At 60.8% G+C, this 21,548-nt stretch carries 13 protein-coding genes; all 13 read left to right on the top strand.

Annotation, left to right across the window (positions count from 1 at the left end; all coding sequences use genetic code 11):
* Nucleotides 1–235: 235 nt before the first annotated feature.
* The 13 genes from E4A48_RS21435 to E4A48_RS07720 all read left to right on the top strand — a co-directional run bounded on the left by E4A48_RS21435 (nucleotide 236) and on the right by E4A48_RS07720 (nucleotide 21,526).
* Nucleotides 236–1,666 carry a DUF2135 domain-containing protein gene (locus E4A48_RS21435; protein WP_312845579.1) on the top strand — a complete coding sequence of 477 codons (1,431 nt, stop codon included), beginning with the start codon at nucleotides 236–238 and terminating at the stop codon, nucleotides 1,664–1,666.
* Between the two features lie 210 nt (nucleotides 1,667–1,876).
* Nucleotides 1,877–4,000 (top strand): type I secretion system permease/ATPase, encoded by a 2,124-nt coding sequence (locus E4A48_RS07770; RefSeq protein ID WP_142742177.1) that lies wholly within the window; start codon nucleotides 1,877–1,879, stop codon nucleotides 3,998–4,000.
* A complete protein-coding gene (locus E4A48_RS07765; RefSeq protein ID WP_039005046.1) occupies nucleotides 3,997–5,418 on the top strand; it encodes an HlyD family type I secretion periplasmic adaptor subunit in 1,422 nt (473 codons plus the stop codon). Before E4A48_RS07770 ends, E4A48_RS07765 begins: the two co-directional genes overlap by 4 nt.
* A gap of 177 nt (nucleotides 5,419–5,595) precedes the next feature.
* A complete protein-coding gene (locus tag E4A48_RS20975; protein WP_230812683.1) occupies nucleotides 5,596–5,817 on the top strand; it encodes a hypothetical protein in 222 nt (73 codons plus the stop codon).
* 21 nt (nucleotides 5,818–5,838) lie between these two features.
* Nucleotides 5,839–6,111 (top strand): hypothetical protein, encoded by a 273-nt coding sequence (locus tag E4A48_RS20970; protein WP_260608089.1) that lies wholly within the window; start codon nucleotides 5,839–5,841, stop codon nucleotides 6,109–6,111.
* 239 nt (nucleotides 6,112–6,350) lie between these two features.
* Nucleotides 6,351–6,932 carry a hypothetical protein gene (locus E4A48_RS07755; RefSeq protein ID WP_260608088.1) on the top strand — a complete coding sequence of 194 codons (582 nt, stop codon included), beginning with the start codon at nucleotides 6,351–6,353 and terminating at the stop codon, nucleotides 6,930–6,932.
* Between the two features lie 124 nt (nucleotides 6,933–7,056).
* Nucleotides 7,057–12,531: a hemolysin gene (locus E4A48_RS20965; RefSeq protein WP_142742175.1), complete on the top strand. Its 5,475-nt coding sequence runs from the start codon at nucleotides 7,057–7,059 to the stop codon at nucleotides 12,529–12,531.
* Nucleotides 12,471–14,186 (top strand): putative Ig domain-containing protein, encoded by a 1,716-nt coding sequence (locus tag E4A48_RS07745; protein ID WP_142742174.1) that lies wholly within the window; start codon nucleotides 12,471–12,473, stop codon nucleotides 14,184–14,186. The genes E4A48_RS20965 and E4A48_RS07745 overlap by 61 nt, the downstream gene beginning before the upstream one ends.
* Nucleotides 14,187–14,302: 116 nt before the next feature.
* Nucleotides 14,303–15,199 (top strand): LytTR family DNA-binding domain-containing protein, encoded by an 897-nt coding sequence (locus E4A48_RS07740; protein ID WP_039005048.1) that lies wholly within the window; start codon nucleotides 14,303–14,305, stop codon nucleotides 15,197–15,199.
* 102 nt (nucleotides 15,200–15,301) lie between these two features.
* A protein-coding gene (gene prfB / locus E4A48_RS07735; RefSeq protein ID WP_100225494.1) for a peptide chain release factor 2 occupies nucleotides 15,302–16,427 on the top strand; the annotation gives its coding sequence in 2 pieces (ribosomal slippage) (nucleotides 15,302–15,376 and nucleotides 15,378–16,427; 1,125 coding nt in all).
* 96 nt (nucleotides 16,428–16,523) lie between these two features.
* The gene (lysS, locus tag E4A48_RS07730) at nucleotides 16,524–18,041 is read left to right on the top strand and encodes a lysine--tRNA ligase (RefSeq protein ID WP_053841043.1); all 1,518 of its coding nucleotides are present in this window, start codon (nucleotides 16,524–16,526) and stop codon (nucleotides 18,039–18,041) included.
* Between the two features lie 165 nt (nucleotides 18,042–18,206).
* The gene (locus tag E4A48_RS07725) at nucleotides 18,207–19,343 is read left to right on the top strand and encodes a response regulator (protein ID WP_039005051.1); all 1,137 of its coding nucleotides are present in this window, start codon (nucleotides 18,207–18,209) and stop codon (nucleotides 19,341–19,343) included.
* Between the two features lie 2 nt (nucleotides 19,344–19,345).
* Complete coding sequence (locus E4A48_RS07720; RefSeq protein ID WP_142742173.1) at nucleotides 19,346–21,526, top strand: ATP-binding protein; 2,181 nt, start codon at nucleotides 19,346–19,348, stop codon at nucleotides 21,524–21,526.
* Nucleotides 21,527–21,548: the final 22 nt, after the last annotated feature.

The raw sequence follows: 21,548 nt of genomic DNA, 5'->3' as shown, positions 1-21,548 counted from the left end.
GCTGCAGCGCGGCGGCGAACTGGTGGCGCTGCAGGGCGAGGGCGTGGCCGATCTGGTCGCCGATTCGCGCTACGCCGACGACGGCTATCTGCGCATCGCCGGACGCCTGCTCGCGGCCGATGCGACGCTGCAACTGGAGATCGCCACCGCCGCCAGCACGCGCCGCCTGAGCATCCCGTTGCACGGCGCCAGCGAGGTGCCGGGCGATCTGGTGCCCGGCGCCTGGGCGCGGGCCATGCTGCGCCGCCTGGCCGCCGATCCGCTCGGCGACGCCGCGCGCCGCCAGCAACTGGCCAGCCGCTTCGGCCTGGTCAGCGCCGACACCTCGCTGCTGGTGCTGGAGAACGTGGACGACTACGTGCGCTACGCCATCGCGCCGCCAGCGGCGCTGCGCGAGGCGGTGGCCCGCGCGCAGGCGCAGCGCCAGCAGGCGCTGGGCGAGCAGCGCAAGCGGCGCATCGATCGCGTCGCCGAGGATTTCGCGCAGCGCGTCGCCTGGTGGCAGCGCAGGTTCCCGCAGAACGCGCCGCCGCCGCCCAAGCCGCAAGGCGGGGACGGCGACGCCAGTTGGCAGCGGCGCGACGGCATTTCGCGAGCCGCACCGGTGATGGCCATGGCGCCGGCGCCTGCACCCATGGCGCCGATGCAGCAGGCAGAGCCCGCTGCGCTGGAGGCGATGGCCGTCAGCGGCGCGGTCGCGGCAGCCGACGGCGCTGCGGCGAACGCCGATGCGCCTGCCGGCGCGCGCGCGTCCACCACGATCTCCCTGGCATTGCAGCCGTGGCAGCCGGATTCGCCCTACGCCCGGCGCCTGCGCGCCGCCGCGCCGGACGCGGTCTATCCGTTGTACCTGAGCGAGCGCGCCGCGCACGCCGACAGCGTGGCGTTCTACCTGGACGTGGCCGACGTGCTGTTCGAACGCGGCCAGCGCGAACTGGCGCTGCGCGTGCTGTCCAACCTGGCCGAACTGCAGCTGGAGAACCGCCATGTGCTGCGCGTGCTCGGCTACCGATTGCTGCAGGCGGGCAGGGCGGACCTGGCGGTACCGGTGTTCGAGCAGGTGCTGCGGCTGGGCGAGGAAGAGCCGCAGAGCTTCCGCGACCTGGGCCTGGCCTATGCCGCGCGCGGCGATGCGCAGGCCGCGATCGAACAGCTGTACCAGGTCGTGGCGCGCGACTGGGACAGCCGTTTCGACGGCGTGGCGCTGATCGCCTTGAACGAATTGAACGCGATCGTGGCGCGCTCGCAGCAGCCATTGCAGACCGGCTTCATCGACCCGCGCCTGCAGCGCAACCTGCCACTGGACCTGCGCGTGGTACTGAACTGGGACAGCGACAACAGCGACATGGACCTGTGGGTGACCGATCCCAACGGCGAACGCTGCTACTACGCGCACCGCTCCACCTACCAGGGCGGGCAGCTGTCGCAGGACTTCACCGGCGGCTACGGGCCGGAAGAGTTCTCGCTGCGCCGGGCCAAGCCGGGCAAGTACACGGTGGAAGCGAACTTCTTCGGCGACCGCCAGCCGCTGGTCACTGGCGCCACCACCTTGCACCTGCAGCTGAGCACCGGCTGGGGCAGCGCCACGCAGCGCGACCAGCAGGTGACGCTGCGGCTGAAGGACAGGAAGGAGACGATCCTGGTCGGCGAGTTCGAGGTGCGCTGAGGCGGAAGGAAAATCTCAAGAAAAATAAACGCGCTGTGTTCCTTGGGGGACAGAAAAGGAGCAAGAAATAGCTAGATCCTGGTTGACGAAAAGTCGCGGAACATGGATTCTATGGAATCTCATTAGTCCTCATTTGGGGCTACAAGCAAGGATTGCTTATGTCAGGGGGAGTAGCGCCGCTTTCGTTAGTCGAGGGCGATGAGCCGGTACATGGCCAGTCGGATCTTGCATTGCATTGCATTGCATGGCTTGGTATTGCTCGCGCAATTCCATGGAATTGCGGCCGATGCGGCCCAGATTGCGCATTCGTTTGGGCGTGTCGGCGAGCCATTCGATGAAGCGGCATTGCTTCTGGCGGCCAAACAGTTGGGGCTGAAGGCCAAGGTCACTTCGCCTCCACCGTCGCGTATCGGCATGGTTGCGCTTCCAGCGCTTGCGCTGATGCAGGATGGTGACGCTTTCATTGTCGCAAAGGTTGGGCACGAACAAGTCTTGATCCATGACTTGGCGAAGCAACGTCCATGCTCGATCTCTCGTGAGGAGTTCGAAGCACGCTATGGGGGGCGTCTTCTTCAGGTGGCTTCGCGCGCGTCGGTTCTCGGAGAGCTGGCCAAGTTCGACTTCAGCTGGTTTATTCCCGCGGTGGTCAAGTACCGCAAGCTGATGCTTGAAGTGTTCGTCGTCTCGTTCTTCATTCAGTTGTTCGCTTTGGTAACGCCGCTGTTCTACCAGGTGGTGATGGACAAAGTGCTGGTGCACCATGGATTGACGACATTGGATGTCATCGCGATCGGGTTGGTCTCGATGGCGGTCTTCGAGGTGCTGCTCTCGGGACTGCGGACCTATGTGTTCGCCCATACCACCAGCAAGATCGACGTAGAACTGGGTGCACGTCTGTTCCGTCACGTGCTCGCGTTGCCGTTAGCCTACTTCGAGTCGAGGAGGGTGGGCGACACCATCGCGCGCGTCCGCGAACTGGAAAATATCCGCAACTTCCTGACCGGCCAGGCGCTGACGTCGGTCCTGGATCTGTTTTTTACGGTCGTGTTCCTGGCAGTAATGTTCTGGTACAGCGGCTGGCTGACCTTGATCGTGGTGTTGTCGCTCCCCCTGTACGCGCTGATCTCGGGTCTGATCACGCCGGTGCTACGGACACGTCTGAACGAGAAGTTTGCGCGTGGTGCGGACAACCAGTCGTTCCTGGTGGAAACGGTCAGCGGCATTGGCACGGTCAAGGCGATGGCGGTGGATCCTCGCGTCACCCGGACCTGGGACAACCAGTTGGCCGGGTACGTCAGTGCCGGCTTCGGCGTGACCCGGATCGCCACCCTGGGGCAGCAGGGTGTGCAACTAGTGCAGAAGACGACGGCTGTGGCCGTGTTGTTCTGGGGTGCCAAGCTGGTCATCGAAGGCAAGCTGTCGGTTGGACAACTGATCGCCTTCAATATGCTTTCCGGTCAGGTCACCGCCCCAATCATCCGGTTGGCGCAGCTGTGGCAGGACTTTCAGCAGGTCGGCATCTCGGTCGAGCGGCTTGGCGACATTCTCAATACGCGTACCGAGGTGCCAGGCAGTCGCATGGCGTTGCCACCGATCCGCGGGCAAGTCACGTTCGAGCGGGTCACCTTCCGCTATCGTTCCGACGCGGCAGAGGTGCTCAACGCCATAGAACTGGATGTCCGCCCGGGTGAAATCCTCGGCATCGTCGGCCGATCCGGGTCCGGCAAGAGCACCCTGACCAAGTTGGTGCAGAGGCTGTATACCCCCGAGCGCGGCCGTGTACTGATAGATGGGCAGGACCTTGCGCTGGCCGATCCGGCATGGCTACGCCGGCAACTGGGCGTGGTGCTACAGGAGAACTTCCTGTTCAACCGCAGCGTGCGCGAGAATATCGCCCTGTCGGATCCGGGCATGCCGCTGGAGCGGGTCATCCACGCAGCCAAGCTGGCCGGAGCGCACGATTTCATCGTGGCCCTGCCGGAAGGCTACGACACCAGGGTTGGCGAGCATGGCACCGGCCTGTCCGGCGGCCAGCGTCAGCGCATCGCCATTGCGCGTGCGTTGATCGGCAATCCGCGCATCCTGATCCTGGACGAGGCGACCAGCGCGCTGGACTACGAGTCGGAGCACGCAGTCATGAACAATATGCGAGCGATCTGCAAGGGCCGCACCGTGCTGATCATCGCGCATCGCCTATCGACCGTGCGCCATGCCAATCGCATCGTGGTAGTGGAGAAAGGGCGCATCGTAGAGAGCGGCTCGCATGGCGAATTGGTCGATCGACCAGACGGACACTATGCACATCTGTACCGGCTTCAGCAGGGGACATCATGAAGCATCGGCTCCAGGGATGGCGCGATTTCTTCCATCGTTATTCCACAATCGTTCGCTCGGCCTGGTCGGTACGCGCCCAACTGGATCCGCCGATCCGCACCGAGGACGAGCGTGCTTTCCTGCCCGCCCATCTCGAGCTGACCGAAACGCCCGTATCGCCTACGGCACGCTGGACGATGCGGATCATCATCGCGTTCTTCTGCGTCGCTTTGCTGTGGGCCTGCGTGGGCAAGCTGGACATCGTCGCAGTCGCGCCGGGCAAGACTGTCGTCGACTCAAGAACCAAGGTGGTGCAGACTGCGGAGACAGCGGTAGTACGCAGGATATTGGTACGCGATGGACAGGCGGTGAGGCGTGGGCAACGTCTGATCGAGTTGGATGCGACGGCAACCGGTGCCGACTTTGCCCAGGCTGGCGATGCCCTGGCCAATGCCCGTCTAACGGTTCTGCGCCAATCGGCGCTTGCTCGGTCAATCGCCGATGGTCGGCCGCCGAAGTTGGACCTGGCTCCCGATTTGAATGCCGAGCGGGTTGCAAGCGAACAGCAACTGGTCGTCAGCCAGTTCGACGCCTTCCAGGCTCGCCGTCACAACCTGCAAGCCAGCATTGCGCAAAGGCAGGCTGAACTTCGTACGACACAGGATGAGATTGGCCCGCTGGCCGAGTCCGCACGTATTTCCAAGGTGCGCGCGGAGGACTATGGTCGTCTGGTCGAAGGCAAATATGTAGGGCGCCACGAGTATTTGCTGCGCGAACAAGAGCGCATCGCCGCGGAAAGCCAACTCGCGACGCAGCGCAATCGCCTGCAGGAGATACGCTCTGCTCTCAGCGCGGCCCAGGAGGAACTGCGAATGCTGGTGACCGATACCCGGCAGCAGGCGCTGGATGCCGTGCGCCAGGCGAACGAACAAGCCGGGCAGCTCACCCAGGACGTGGCAAAGACCGGGCAACGCGACAAGCTGATGGAATTGCGCGCCCCCGTGGATGGCACGGTTCAGCAGCTGGCGGTGCACACGGTTGGCGGTGTGGTGACGCCGGCGCAGTCGTTGCTGGTCGTGGTGCCGGCCGAGGAGGCGCTGGAGGTGGAGGCTACCGTATTGAACAAGGACATCGGCTTTGTGCGTCCCGGTCAAGCCGTAACTGTGAAGGTCGAGAGCTTTCCGTATACCCGGTATGGTTACCTGACTGGGCGCATGGTCTCGGTTTCCCACGATGCAGCACAGGACGAGAAACTGGGGTTGGTATTTCCGGCGCGTATCAAGTTGGATGGTGCCACACTGAATATCGATGGAGTAGACGTGCGCTTGACATCGGGAATGAGCCTGAGCGCAGAGATCAAGACCGGGAAGAGGCGGCTAATCGATTATTTGCTCAGTCCGTTAGAGCAGCACACTAGTGAAGCGCTCAGGGAGCGCTAAAAAATGGAACTCCGACGCGGCAAGACATCCCAAGAGGTTACTGTCAAGCGGTCGAAGTTGGCCGATGAATTCGCAAGATCGATAAATTGGAAACGCTTGTCGCCTGCAATTATGACGTCAACGCGCACAATGAGGTGTTATGAGGGAGGTGATGGAATGACGGGATGGAGATGGGCCATGCATGGTGTGCTGCTTATCGCCGCCACCTTGGCGGGATGCAGCAACAAGGAGGAGATGCGCTGGAAGGAGCAAGTTTGGCTCAGCGATGGACGGCGTATCGATGTGGATCGCTACTCGGTGGCGTTGAAGAGCGGTTTTCCTAACGCGACGGACGGCCCTCCTGTTTACCAAGAAATCACCTATGCCCCTTTGGGGGTTCATTGGTCTACCAAAGATTAAAACATGAATTGTTCAAGTAGCATGGGGTCATTCGATATTATTCAAGGCGACGCCTATCTGGTTGTTCACGCTAACGAAAGAGCTGAAGTGTTCTGTGTGGGTAAGCCGCGAGGTTCCTATCTGATTAATGTTTATCGCTGGCGTAAAGGAGTGATGCAGAAAATTGATCAACGTGAAGCGCCTATCGCGCGCATGGGAATCAACTTGTCAGGAACAGGGAATTGGGGGTTTCGACATGGAGACAAGCCTAAGACTTACTTGTCTTGGGATGATGTGGCATTTGTGACGGGGTAGCTTAGTGCAGGACCCCCAGAGTTGATTTCAGAGTTCTACAAAATAAGGAAATATGCAATTTGCAAATGATTTGTGAATTATTAATATAAAAGGATGATTAATTATGGATTTTACCAAGGCGCAGCTTGATTGTACACGGCTGTCAGGGACTTGTATGGAGCAAAGTCTGCTGTAATGATGAAATTCATAAATAAGATGCCTCCACGGAGATAGCGAAAATGATGAGACGGAGATGGACTATGTTCGGTATGCTGCTTACAGCTGCCACCTTGGCGGGATGCAGCAATAAGGAGGAGATGCGCTGGAAGGAGCAAGTCTGGCTCAGCGATGGACAGCGTATCGATGTGGATCGCTACTCGGTGGCGTTGAAGAGCGGTTTTCCTAATTCAACGGATGGACCTCCCGTCTACCAGGAAATCAGTTATGCGCCCTTGGGTGTCCACTGGTCTGCCAAAAGCGGGACAAAGGGAGTTCCGGAGATGCTTTCCTTTGATATTATCGATGGTGATGCTTATTTGATCGTTGTCACTAGCGGGGATCTAGAGGAGTTTTGTGTTGGTAAGCCTGCTGGGTCTTATCTGATTAGCGTCTATCGCTGGCACAACCGGACGATGCAGGAAATCGATCAGCATGAAGCGCCTATCGCGCGCATGGGAATCAATCTTTCGGGAACGCACAATTGGGGGCTTCGCCATGCAGACAAACCGGTTACTTACATATCTTGGGACGATATAGCTTTTATGACGGATCAACCCAGTGAGGGGCCGCCAGATTCGATCGAGAAATTTTTTAAAATAAGAAAATATCTGATTTGCAGTTGACAAGGTGGTCGTGATTTATATAACGCTATTAAAGTGAAATTCACTAATTGTTAGCTGGATTTTGCGAAAACGGAAGTATGCAGTTTGTAAATAAATTGCAATTCAATAAAATAGGGATGTTATTATGAATTTTACAGATTCGCAGCTTGATTGCGCACGACTTTCGGCCAATGTGTATGGGGCGAAAATCGCTGTCAGGAGCCAGTTGAATACGTTGCAGATTCCGGAAGAGTGGAAGCAAATTTACGAGCGTGTTTCAGATTCGGGTTTCATGGCTCGTGCTTATCAAAAAAAGGGAACTGGTGAGGTTGTCATTGCCTACGCAGGTACTACTGGAGAGCAAGGAGCAGCAGCTGACGACTGGGAGACGGGGAATATTCCGGCGGGTGCCGGGATATATTCTATGCAAGTCTATGAAGCTGCGGCATTTTACCTTGATGTAATGAGGCTCGAGGGAGTTGATAAGTCCAATACTAGCTTTACGGGACATTCGCTCGGTGGAGGGCTTGCCTCCCTGATGGCTGTTTATTTTGACAAAAGCGCAACGGTTTTTGATGAGGCTCCTTTTGAGGCGTCCGCGGAACGAATCTATGAGATGGGAAGCTCTTATCCAAGGATAGAGGCTTATCGGACCCAGTTGAAGGCGAATGGCTATGAATTGCCGCAGGAATTTAATGATTACATGGATCGTGGTGACTTGAGTGTTCGCAGGAACAATGTCAAGCAAATCGTGATGGATGGCGAGGTGCTCAGCTATAAAACGGGCGGACTTGCCAAGATCAATGATGGAAGGCAGATTTCTATTGATCCACAAGCTGAAAGCATGTTCGGTTGGGGCGGAAGTGCGTTGGCTGATTTCAAGAAGGCAGTTGATCTGCATTCGATGACGCTTCTGGCCGGATTCATGAACTCGGAAGAATTTCTCAAGGCTAGCCAAGTCTACAAGGAATTATTTCCAAGATTATTTCAGGGTGTATATCAAGATATCGATCCAACAATGCGCACTGCTAGTACTCTGCTGGAGTTGCTGGTTCAGCGTCAGCTTGCAGGGGAGGGGGCGCTTGATGCGTTTGCGGCCGATTTGTCCAAGATCGACGGTGCAGAATTGCGTGGGGCTGATGGCTTCTTCTCTGTGTATGAAAATGGTGAAGTCAAGAAGATCAACCTGGCAGCCGCCATCGCGGATGTCGTACTGGCTGGGCTCTATCAGCAGGCGAATGGCAGAACGCCACAGGTCGGCTTTATCAGGCGGCTCAACGACGTCCTATCCCGCGGCGATGGCTACCTCGGCTTCGACGCAGAAGCGCTCGGCAGACAGGTGAAACGAGGCGTTCAGTCCTTGAGCCAATACGTCACCTCGAAGACGGAAGGCATGGCCTTCGATACGAATCTGTTGGAACGCGCACGCTGGGGTTTGCAGGACGACGGTGCCATGCACTACGCCGGCTCCGAATCGGACATGCGCTCGGATGTGGTCGTGGCACTGCATGACAGCAACATCATCGCCACTGGCGGCGGAGACGATCTGGTATTGGGCGGGAGCGGCAACGACGATATCACTGGCGGCTCGGGCAACGACCAGCTGTACGGCGGTGCCGGCATGGACATCTACCGGTTCTACAGCAATGACTCGGTGCTGGCGACCATCGACCGCATCTACGACAGCCAGGGCGATGGCGTCATCTATGTCGATGACGCGGCGGTGTCGGCCGGCGCCCGGCTTTCCGAAAGCACCTGGAAGGATGCCAGCGGCAAGTTGACGCTGACTTGGGTGCCGGAGCCGGTCGGCGGTTTGATCGTCAAGAATCTGGCCACAGGCGATACGATCTATGTGGACAAATGGTCCAACGGGCAATTGGGCATCATGTTGTCCGGCGATGTGCCTGTGGTGGACGCGTCGGCCATGACGACCGAGGCCGACGTCTTCGGTGAGCCGGCCCTCAACGCTGGTAATGACACCATTCGGGGGCTGGCAGGCAACGACGGACTCAGCGGCGGCGCAGGCGACGATTACCTGGATGGCGGCGACGATCAGGACCTGATCGCCGGCGGGGCGGGCGATGACAGGCTGTTCGGCGGCAGTGGCAACGACCTGATCTTCGATGGCGCGCGTCAGTTGAACCTGAGGCCGCTCGACGACACGCAGCGCGATTCGGACGGAAAGACCGAGTTGGACCGGTTCAACCAACAGATCGCTTTCCTCGGTTCGGCGGTAGTGAGCAGAGGCAAGAACTGGTTCATTCACTATGACGGTTCGGGCAAGCTGGTGATCAATGCGCCTGGTTGGGTAGACGTGGATGCGGATACTTTGCCGGGTGGCAACGATGTGATCGATGCCGGCGCTGGCGACGATATCGTCATGGGCGGCGACGGTAACGACATCATCGAAGGCGGCCAGGACGACGATGTCCTCAGCGGCGGAAAGAACGACGACCTCATCATCGGCGACAGCGCGACCGGCTCGGATTTGCTCGGTCCTGCGTCGGCTGGTGCGAACCCCAATGGCAACGACATCCTGAATGGCGAAGACGGGAACGATCGCCTCTATGGTTACGGTGGGAACGACCAGCTCTTCGGTGGCGAAGGCAACGACATCCTGATGGGATTCGGCAATCCGGATGCCCAGGAAGTGGCGGGCCAGGAAAACGACTACCTGGATGGGGGCGCTGGGGACGACAAGATCGAAGGCGGTGGTGGCAACGACATCATTTATGGCGGCTCGGGTGCGGACGAACTGGCGGGCGACGACCAGAAAGTGGATATCGCTCTGCACGGCAACGACTTCATCGATGGCGGCGAAGGCGACGACCTCATCTGGGGATTCGGCGGCGCGGACACGCTGAAGGGAGGTGCCGGCAACGATACCATTACCGGCGATTACGTCGGTTTGCCGCAATGGGCGCAGGGCGACGATGTGATCGATGCCGGTGACGGCGACGACGTCGTGCAGGGCAATGGCGGCAACGACCTCATCTACGGCGGGGCTGGCAACGATGTGCTCAGCGGCGGTGAGGGCGAAGACCGCGTGTTCGGCGGAGATGGAACCGATGAACTGCAGGGCGGAGCAGGCGACGACGTGCTGTACGGCGGCGCTGGAGACGATCGTCTCTACGGCGAGGCGGGTAACGACTATCTGCAGGGCGGGGATGGGAACGACGAACTGCAGGGCGGCGAAGGCAACGATACGCTACATGGCGACCTCGGCGCCGATACCCTGTATGGGCAGGCCGGCGACGATTTCTTGAACGGCGGTGATGGAAACGATGCACTTCAGGGTGGGAGCGGCAACGATACGCTCGATGGTGGGAATGGCGTGGACTACCTTTGGGGGGGCGAGGGCGACGACACCCTGCGAGGCGGCCAGCAGAACGACGAGCTGTATGGCGAAGCCGGCAACGATGCATTGGACGGAGGCGATGGAAACGATCTCCTCTTCGGAAATGAAGGCAACGACTCTCTCAGCGGCGGCAGGGGCGACGACCAACTGAATAGTGGTGCCGGCAGCGACACGCTGCTTGGCGGTGCCGGTGCGGATTCCCTCTATGGCCAGGAAGGCGATGATGTGCTTTATGGGGAAGACGGCAACGACGTCCTGTTCGGTGGTGCAGGGAACGACACGCTCTCCGGCGGCGATGGAGATGACGTGCTGGTCGGCGAGGCAGGCGACGATCTGATGGAAGGGGGCGGCGGTAGCAACAGCTACTTCTTCGATCGCGGTTTCGGGCACGATGTGGTTCGCCTCGCTGCCGGCGCAAAGGACCAGTTCGTCTTCAGGGGAGACATCGCGTCCGACGAGCTCATCTTCACGCGTAGCGGAGACGACTTGACCATCCGCATGGCCGACGACACCGCTGCCGTCAGCCTGATGGGCTATTTCGTCGCCGGCAATCAAGGCGTGATACGCACCGCGGACGGCTATAGCTACTCGGCCTCCAGTTTCGCCAATGGCGCGCTGCAGGGCCGGGTGACGAAGGGTACCGATGGTGCCGACACCATCGAGGGAACCAATTCGGCCGACCGCATTTATGGCATGGCAGGAAACGATACGATCTATGGCGGCGCTGGCGACGACGTGTTGGACGGTGGGGCCGGCGACGACGTCCTGTACGATGGTGCCGGTAACGACACGTTGGTTGGCGGAACCGGTAACGACACCTACTTCGTGGGATCGTTCAGCGGGCTGGATACGATTTCCCAACTGGGAGCATCCAACGCGGGGAAGGATCGGATCGTGCTGTCGCAGTTCGACTTCCAATCGATCATGAACTATCAGATCTCCGGTAGCGACCTGCTTATCGCAAGTCGCGCGGATAACGGACCAGGTGCGATAGTAAGACTTGAAGGATTCCTGGCCGCAGGCGCGCCGCGGCATGTGATCGAACTGGGCGATGGAAAGACGCTGACGGCGCTGGACTTCAATCGTGTTGCCTGGTACGGAACCAATGGTGCCGACACCTACTCGGGCGGTTTCAGTCCGGATTCCATCTATGGTGGCGCCGGAAACGATGTTCTTGCCGGTGGCGCTGGAGACGACGACATCAGTGGCGATGACGGCGACGACACGCTGTACGGCGGCATCGGCAACGATTCCCTCTCCGATGGTCAAGGAAGGGACGTCGTTTACGGGGAAGAGGGCGACGACACATTCAACATAGCGCGCGACTCGCAGGTCGATCGGTTTGTTGGTGGCAAGGGCAATGATGCCTACTACATGTATCACAATTACACCAGCTCCTGGCAGCCGCCGGTCGCGGATCTGAGCGAGATCGAAGAAGATGCGGATGGTGGTGTCGATACCATCTATACGAATTACTACATCGTCCGATTGGCGTCAAATATCGAAAACGCAGTCGTCAAGGCGGCCTCTTTTTGGTATGCCACTGTTCCGAGCCAAGTGATCGGCAACGAACTGAACAACACTATCCGCATCGAGCAGGGCAGTGCTGCCGGTAGCTATTCAGACAGGAAGTATCTTTTGGATGGCGGCGCTGGCGACGATACGCTGATCGGTCAAGAAAGCGACGACACCTATGTCGTTGACAGTGAGGGCGACGTCATTGTCGAGTCTTTCGCTTATTCATCTGTCGATACCGTGCGCGCTAGTCTTTCGTATTCCATCGCCGATAAGCTGCAGTTGGAAAACATCGAATTGACCAACGATTCGCTTGAGAGTACCGCGACGGGTAACAGATTGAGCAATGTGCTGAACGGTCGGATGTCGTCTGCGGTGAATACCCTGATCGGCGGGGCCGGAGACGATACCTATATCGCAGGCGAAAACGACATCATCATCGAGGAGGTCGCTGGCGGTCAGGATACCAGGATGGTCTATGGCGACTTCGACGTTCCGTCCGGCGCGAATATCGAAATCTACCGGCTTGTCGAAGGCTATTACGCGACGCTGCGGGGCGACGAGGAAGACAATATCCTGTACGCAAGTGTCGAGGGCGGGGCGTTGATCGGCGGTGACGGCAATGACCACCTCATGCGACGAACTGGGTTTCGAATCGGCTTGAAGGCGGCGATGGCGATGACCTTTTGCAGTCATCTGCCAAGAGTGGTGTTCTGGTCGGCGGCCGCGGTGCAGACGAAATTATGACGGGGGCCGGCGATGAGCTTATCGTCTATTCGCTTGGAGACGGAAATGACATCATTCGTGCGGCGTCCAAAAACAACACCGGTGCTGACGTTCTTCAGTTTTCAGCGGATGTTCGTCCGGAGGATGTGCTTTGGTCGCGCATTGGGAACGATCTGCTCATCACCGTTGGATCCTCTGGCGGTGCCGTGACGGTGAAGGACTACTGGAAAGATGACGGGGCAGTCGCCGAGTCTTTCGGAAATAATATCGGCGAATTCTATTTCGAGTACGATAAGAGCCGTCATCGGGGCGACCTCGTACAATTGCCCTACTTCAATAAGCCGCCTGTCGCTGATTCGCAAGTCGAAGCGGCCATCAATGCGATTCGAGGTGAGGAAATACGCTATGCGTTGCCTGCCGGGATGTTTTCGGACGATTCCAGCGATACGTTGACCTATTCCCTTCGGCATAGTCCTTGGGGCATTCCCGACTGGCTGTCGATCGACAGTGCCACCGGTTCCATCTCGGGTGTGGCCCCTACGGGCGTTTCGACAGCTACCTCGTTTTATGTCGTTGCAACCGACAGTGCCGGGAATGCAGCTACCCACAACGTTCAATTGAATGTGAGGAATCTGGTTCAGGGTAGTATGGAATCGGATGTATTGATGGGAACCGAGGCTGCCGACGAACTGCGTGGACTCGAAGGAAACGATCGCCTGGATGGCAATGGTGGAAGCGACCGTCTGGTTGGCGGCAGCGGTGATGATGTCTACGTGCTGCGTAACGGATATGAAGAGATTGTCGAGCTGTCGGAAGGTGGCTTCGATACCATCGAGATTTCAGAAAATTATTCTTATCTCCGTACGGAATTTTTTGAAAGAATCGTTCTGGTGGAAGGGAGCTCGGCGACAGAGGCTTCTGTCAGTGCCAATGATCAAGAATTGGTTGGAAATTCCTATTCCAATACGCTTTTTGCAGGATTGGGAAATAATAGGTTGGTTGGAGGCGGTGGAGATGATAGTTACGTTTTTCAGTCAAGGTTGGACGGGAGTGATGTGGTTGATAATTCCGGCGGCGGAGACGATGAAATACGTTTTGATCATTTTTATGTTTCACGCGATGAAATTTTTCTCAATCGCCAGGATGATGATTTGATTATTCGCATCGATGGTAGTGAGGGGGAGGTTCGTGTCCTCAATCAATTCAAGGGTGATGGGGCCGGGGTGGCCAGTCTGCACATTGGCTATGAAGACACGATAATGGCATCTGAATTCGAGGGGCTTCTATCGAAAAGCGATTCGGCGGCGTCGAGTGAGGGTATCTCCGCGAACGCCATGACTGCGAGGAATATGGCAGTTTCGGAGGCGGAATTCGATGATGTCGAGAGTGTGCAATCAAGACGTGCCGGTGCCGGTGCCGGTGTCGGTGGGAAGTGGCGTTCCAAGGGCGTGCTCCATCATCGATCCGATCACGGTGGGCGACTGGATGCCATCAGGCACATCGACGACTTGCATGGAATTCGGAAGCTCGTTGAAGCCATGAGTAGATTTTCAGGCGCGGCATATCTGCATTCTGGTGATGTGCTTTTTGTGGATCCAGAGGTTTCCCCTTTGCGCTCCGCCTGGCTTGGTAGCAATCACGTCCGGGTAAATCATGTGAGCCACCTTGAAAGCTAGTTGGCTTTGTGAGTTTGAGTCGTTTTTTATTCGTAGTATACCGGCGGGCGCTAAGCGCCCGCTTTTTTATGCGGCGCTAGCTGCGGCTGGCAGGGGCTACGCGCTACACTGCCGCCATATCCGACCCGTCCGGCGCCAGCGTCTACTCCCGTTTCCTGCCCTGGCGCCGCAGTTTCGAGATCGGCTTCTGGGTCGCGCTGACCCTGGTCAACGGCAGCGCCAACAGCATCACCGTGCTGATGGACATCCGCAGGTCCGGGCTGCACTTCGCCGCGTGGGAACCGGGGCTGTGGGAGTGGTCCAGCAATCTGGTGTTGCTGCTGATCGTGCCGCTGCTGGCGGCGCTGACCCGGCGCTATCCGCTGCATTGGGACAACTGGCGGCGCCGGTTGCCGGCCTACCTGCTGGGCAGCGTCGCGCTGTCGGTGCTGCACGTGCTGGGCATGGTCGCGATCCGCAGCGCGGTGTACCGCCTGCAGGGCCTGCACTACGACTTCGGCCCGTGGCCGCAGGGGCTGGCCTACGAATACCTGAAAGACGTGCGCAGCCTGGCCTCGATGCTGTTGTGCGTGGAGATGTACCGCTTCCTGCTGCGCCGCTGGCAGGGCGAGGCGGCCCTGCTCGGCGCGCCCGACGAAGGCCCGCCGGTGGAGTCGCTGGAGCGCCCGGAGCGTTTTTTGGTGCGCAAGCTCGGCCGCGATTTCCTGGTCGCCGCTGCCGATATCGAATGGCTGCAGGCCTCGGGCAACTACGTCAACCTGCGCGTGCGCGGCCATGACTACCCGCTGCGCAGCACCCTGGCCGCGATCGAGGCCAGGCTCGACCCGGCCGTGTTCGTGCGCATCCACCGCAGTTACATGGTCAACCTGGGCTGCGTGGTCTCGATCGAGCCGCTGGAGGCCGGCGAGGCGCGCGTGCACCTGCGCGACGGCCGCCATGTGCCGTGCAGCCGCCGCTACCGCGCCGCCTTGCGCGCGGCGGCCGGGGAGGGCGAGGCGGCGGTCGCCGCCTGATCGCGGCGCTGCCCGGCCCGGGCGGCGCCGCGCGCGCGCTGTGGCGCGGCGGCCGGAATTGCTAGAATCGCGCTCTTGTTTGCCGTTTGCCGGAATGCCGCCATGATCGAACTCAATCCCATCCGCCACCGCATCGCCGATCTGTCCGAGCGGGTGCTGTCGCTTCGGGGGTTTCTTTGACTACGACGTCAAGAAAGAACGCCTGGAGGAAGTGACACGGGAGCTTGAGAGCCCCGATGTCTGGAACGACCCCGAACGCGCCCAGGGCCTGGGCCGCGAACGCGCCAACCTGGAGAAGACCGTTGGCGGCATCGCCAGCGTGCTCGACGGGCTGAACGAGGCGCTGGAGTTCCTCGAGCTGGCCGAGAGCGAGGACGACGAGGACACCGCGCTGGCGGTGGTCGCCGATGTCGAGCGCTTCCAGGCGCACGTGGAGAAGCTGGAGTTCCAGCGCATGTTCTCCGGGCAGATGGACGCCAGCAACGCCTTCGTCGACATCCAGGCCGGCGCCGGCGGTACCGAGGCCCAGGACTGGGCCGAGATCCTGCTGCGCATGTACCTGCGCTGGTGCGAGTCGCGCGGCTGGAAGACCGAACTGATGGAAGTCTCCGGCGGCGAAGTGGCCGGGATCAAGTCGGCCACGCTGCGCGTGGAAGGCGATTTCGCCTACGGCTGGCTGAAGACCGAGACCGGCGTGCACCGGCTGGTGCGCAAGTCGCCGTTCGACTCGGACAACCGCCGCCACACCAGCTTCACCTCGGTGTTCGTGTCGCCGGAAGTGGACGACAACATCGACATCGAGATCAACCCGGCCGACCTGCGCACCGACGTCTACCGCTCCTCCGGCGCCGGCGGCCAGCACGTCAACAAGACCGAGTCGGCGGTGCGCATCACGCATATCCCGACCAACATCGTGGTCGCCTGCCAGACCGGGCGCAGCCAGCACCAGAACCGCGACAACGCGATGAAGATGCTCGCCGCCAAGCTGTACGAGCTGGAGATCCAGAAGCGCAACGCCGAGCGCGACGCGGTCGAGGCGACCAAGTCGGACATCGGCTGGGGCAGCCAGATCCGCAACTACGTGCTCGACCAGAGCCGGATCAAGGACCTGCGCACCGGCATCGAACGCACCGACACGCAAAAAGTGCTCGACGGCGACCTGGACGAATTCGTCGAGGCCAGCCTCAAGTCCGGCCTGGAAGTCGGCGCCAAACGCAGCGACGCCTGAACCGTCGGCCTCTCCCCACCGTGGCGGAGGCCGGCCACGCCGCGCAGCGCCCGCATCTGCTGCATCCTCTCCCTTCTTCTCCGTGTACCCATTGCCATGACCGAGCAGACCCCCGCGCCGTCCCTTCCCGTCGACGAAAACGGCCTCATCGCCGAACGCCGCGCCAAGCTGGGAGCGCTGCGTGCGCAGGGCGTGGCCTATCCGAACGATTTCCGCCGCCACGATTTCGCCGGCGACCTGCAGACCGAGTTCGCCGATGCCGAGCGCTGGAGCGCCGAGGCGCTGGAGGCCGAGGGCCGCAGCCTGCGCCTGGCCGGGCGCCTGCTGGCCAAGCGGGTGATGGGCAAGGCCAGCTTCGTGCAGCTGCAGGACGAGTCCGGGCGCATCCAGCTGTTCCTGCAGGCCAACGCGCTGGGCCCCGCCTACGACGCGTTCAAGGGCTGGGACATCGGCGACATCATCGGCGTGGAGGGCGGGCTGACCCGCACCAAGACCGGCGAGCTGTCGGTGCGGGCCAGCGCGCTGCGGCTGCTGACCAAGGCGCTGCGCCCGCTGCCCGACAAGTGGCACGGCCTGTCCGACGTGGAGCAGCGCTACCGCCAGCGCTATGTAGACCTGATCGTGTCGCCGGAGGCGCGCGAGGTGTTCGTCAAGCGCTCCAGGATCATCCGCGCGATGCGCGCCTGGCTGGACGCGCGCCGCTTCCTGGAAGTAGAGACCCCGATGATGCATTACATCCCCGGCGGCGCCACCGCCAAGCCGTTCACCACCCACCACAACGCGCTGGACCTGGACCTGTACCTGCGCGTGGCGCCGGAGCTGTACCTGAAGCGGCTGGTGGTCGGCGGCCTGGAACGGGTCTACGAGATCAACCGCAATTTCCGCAACGAAGGCGTCAGCACCCGGCACAATCCCGAATTCACCATGATGGAGCTGTACGAGGCCTACGCCACGTACCATGAGGTGATGGACCTGACCGAGAGCGTGATCCGCGACGTGGCCCAGGAGGTGCTCGGCACCACCCAGGTGCACTGGGACGGCGCCGACATCGACCTGGCCCCGGCGTTCCGCCGCTGGCGCATGGACGAGGCAGTCCGCCACCACAACCCCGAGATCAGCGCCGCCGACTGCACCGACCGCGACGCGCTGCTGCGCCACTGCGAGCGGCTGAAGATCCGCACCAAGCCGTCCTACGGCTGGGGCAAGCTGCTGCTGGAGATCTTCGAGGCGACGGTGGAACACACCCTGATCCAGCCGACCTTCATCACCGACCACCCGGTCGAGGTGTCGCCGCTGGCCCGTTCCAGCGACACCGAACCGGGCTATACCGACCGCTTCGAACTGTTCGTCAATGGCAAGGAGATCGCCAACGGCTTCTCCGAACTGAATGATCCGGAAGACCAGGCGGCCCGCTTCCAGGCCCAGGTGGCGGCGAAGGAAGGCGGCGACGATGAGGCCATGCACTTCGACGCCGACTACATCCGTGCGCTGGAGGTCGGCCTGCCGCCCACCGGCGGCCTGGGCATCGGCATCGACCGTCTGGTCATGTTGCTGACCGGCAGCAGTTCGATCCGTGACGTGCTGCTGTTCCCGTACATGCGTCCGGAGGCTTAATCTAGCCGCAGGTGGCGGTAGCCTTGGCGTGGGGTTCTCGTATCGGGCGTCGGCAAGCAAGTGGTTAGCAAGCGGAAGTGAGGCGGTTGGGTCGGCGCGGCCGGCGCCGGAGCGTTTCCCGTTGTTGTCACAGCAACCCGATGCCCATGGGCGAGAGGATCGCAGATGCAAGATGCCAGCATTAGCCTGTCAGGAATATCCTCCAGCAGCGACCGCCCGGACTGGGCGCAGGGGGCGGACAACCGCTTGAACATCGTCATCGTCGACGATCAAACGTCCGCGCGCACGATGCTGCGCCACGTGATCGAGGACATCGCCCCGGAGCTCACCGTCCGCGACTTCGGCGACTCGCAGGCCGCACTGGCCTGGTGCGAGGCCGGCAAGGTCGACCTGTTGCTGCTCGACTACCGCATGCCCGGCATGGACGGGCTGGAGTTCGCGCGGCGGCTGCGGCGGCTACCCAAGCACCGCGACATTCCGATCATCCTGATCACCGTGGTCGGCGACGAGCCGATCCGCCAGGCCGCGCTGGAAGCCGGGATCATCGACTTCCTGGTCAAGCCGATCCGCCCGCGCGAACTGCGCGCGCGCTGCCACAACCTGCTGCAGCTGCGGCTGCAGAGCGAAAACATCAAGCAGCGTGCGATGTCGCTGGAGCAGCGCCTGCTGGCGAGCATGCGCGAGGTCGAGGAACGCGAGCGCGAGACCCTGTCGCGGCTGGCGCGGGCGATCGAGTACCGCGACGCCGGAACCAGCGCCTACCTGGAGCGGATGGCGCACGTGGCCGGCCTGATCGCCGAGCAGCTGGGCCTGTCCGAGGACGAGGTGCGGGTCATCGAGATGGCCGCGAGCCTGCACGACATGGGCAAGATCGCCATTCCCGATGCGGTGCTGCTCAAGCCCGGCAAGCTGAACGAGGATGAGATGGCGGTGATGCGCATGCACCCGCGCATCGGCTACGAACTGCTCAGCGGCAGCCAGAACCGCTTCATCCAGGTCGGCGCGCTGATCGCGTTGCGCCACCATGAGCGGTACGATGGGAGCGGATACCCCGACGGCCTGGTCGGCGACGCGATTCCGCTGGAAGCGCGGATCGTGGCGGTCGCCGACGTCTTCGACGCGCTGATCTCCCCGCGTCCCTACAAGGAAGCCTGGACCATGGATGCGACCCTCGCCTATCTCTACGCGCAACGCGGCCGCCTGTTCGACCCGCGCTGCGTGGACGCGCTGTTCCGCGGGCGCGAGCAGTTGCACATGATCTGCGAGAAGTTCTCGACAGCTTCGGTTCGGCCGGGGGTCTAACCATGGCTAAGTGGTCTCCTCCATTGATCGAGCGCCTAGCCGGTCGCCCCGACAGTGAGCATGCTCAGAATTTGATTCGGATCGTGATCACTGCCCTATTTTCGATCTATATGGGGTGGCGCTATTTCCATGCGGGACAAGTCAATACATTGCCAGCAACCTGGCTGATTCTGCTGTTTGAACTGTTCGTCGCAATATGTTTGTTCGCAGCTATCTTGCTTCGTCCTGGGATTTCTCATGTGCGGCGCTGGATTGGCATGTTGACCGACTATGCATGCATAGGTGTAATCATGTGCATCGAGGGGGAGCCTGCATCGCCGCTATATGCGGTTTACTTGTGGGTAACCATCGGCAATGGGCTGCGTTACGGCAGTAGTTATCTGCGTCTGGCCACTGCAATGGCTTCTGTCTCGTTTTTGTGCGCTTTGATCATCTCGCCTTTTTGGCGTGGGAATGCGTATCTTGCCTGGGGATTGTGGATCGGTTTGTGCGCAGTCCCGCTGTACTTTGATTCCCTGCTGAAGGCATTGACCAAGGCAAGCGAAGAGGCACGCCGAGCCAATGATGCCAAGAGTCGCTTTCTTGCCAATATGAGCCATGAGTTCCGCACACCGCTCAATGGTTTGTCCGGCATGACGGAGGTGCTGGCCACGACCCGGCTCGACGCGGAACAGCGTGAATGCGTCAACACTATTCAAGCTTCGGCTCGCACTCTGTTGTCGCTGGTCGAGGAAGTGCTGGATATCTCGGTGATCGAATCGGGCAAGCTGCGCTTGGATAAGCGTGACTTTTCGCTACGCGAGACGCTGCAAGGCATCAGCCTGATCTTGCAACCTCAGGCGCGCGCCAAGAACCTGAACTATCAGGTCGACGTGGCCGCCGACGTGCCGGACAACCTATCAGGCGACCCTGGGCACCTGGGCCAGGTCCTGCTCAATCTGGCGGGCAATGCGATCAAGTTCACCGAGATGGGCCGGGTCGACATCCGCGTGCGGATACAGAAGAGCGAGCAGGGTCAGCCGAAGCGGTTGAGTTTCGACATCATCGATACCGGCATCGGCGTGCCGCCGGAGATGCGCCCGCGGCTGTTCGAAGCCTTCGAACAGGCCGATGTCGGTTTGTCGCGTCGCTACGAAGGTACTGGCCTGGGCACCACGATCGCCAAGGGCTTGGTCGAGGCCATGGACGGCAGCATCGGCTACCAGGAACATCCGCCGCGCGGCAGCCACTTCTGGTTCGAACTGCCGTTCGTGGCCAGCGCTGCGCAGACCACGGTAGCGGCAGCGACAGCTGGCGCAACGGCGCTAGCCGAGGAGTTCGATCCCAGCGGCAACGTCATTGCCTTCTCCGATCCGTTCCTGCGCCATCGCGCGCGCGTGCGCGGGATGCGCATTCTGGTCGCCGACGACCATGCCGCCAACCGCATGGTGTTGCAGCGCATATTGCAGAAGGCGGGGCATCGGGCGATCTGCGTCGATGGCGCCGAGGCGGTGCTCGACGCGCTGGCCGAAAGCGAATTCGACGCGGTGATCGTCGATCTGCATATGCCGGGCATGAGCGGGCTGGACATGCTCAAGCAGCTGCGGGTGATGCAGGCCGGTGGGCCACGCACGCCGGTGGTGGTGCTCAGTGCCGATGTCACCCCCGAATCGATCCAGCGCTGCGAGCAGGCCGGCGCGCACACCTTCCTGGCCAAGCCGCTGGTGGCGAACCGACTATTGGACACGCTGACCGATATTGCCACCGATGGCAAGCTGCGTGGTGCCAATGAGACATCGGCGCGCCCGCTCGCCGCATCGATCGAAGGCGTGCTGGATCCGTCCGTCCTCGACGAACTGGCCAGGCTCGGCATGGGCGAAGGCTTCGAGCGAGAGTTCATCTCGCAATGCCTCAACGATGCCGAGGGCTGCCTCGGCGGCATGCAGCTGGCAGGGGAGGCCGAGCATTGGGAGCGGCTGCGCGAGCATGCACATGCGATCAAGGGCGTCGCGAGCAACCTTGGATTGGTGCGGTTGGCCAGTCTGGGCGGTGAATTGATGCACATGGTTGAATGGCAGATGCGGAGTGAATGGAAACAGCGTCTCGTCAGTCTCAATGCCAGCCTTACCGAGGGGCGGGAAGCACTTGATATGCGAGCTAGGAGCGGTGCCACGCAGGGCGGCAGTGGAGAGATCGGTTGGTAAAGCCCAGCACTTGACCGGGCCC

Origin of the sequence: Xanthomonas translucens pv. cerealis (assembly GCF_006838285.1) — a bacterium.
GTDB classification, from domain to species: domain Bacteria; phylum Pseudomonadota; class Gammaproteobacteria; order Xanthomonadales; family Xanthomonadaceae; genus Xanthomonas_A; species Xanthomonas_A cerealis.
The sequence above is the reverse complement of the archived record's forward strand: the minus strand, read 5'-3'. Positions and strand labels throughout refer to the sequence as shown.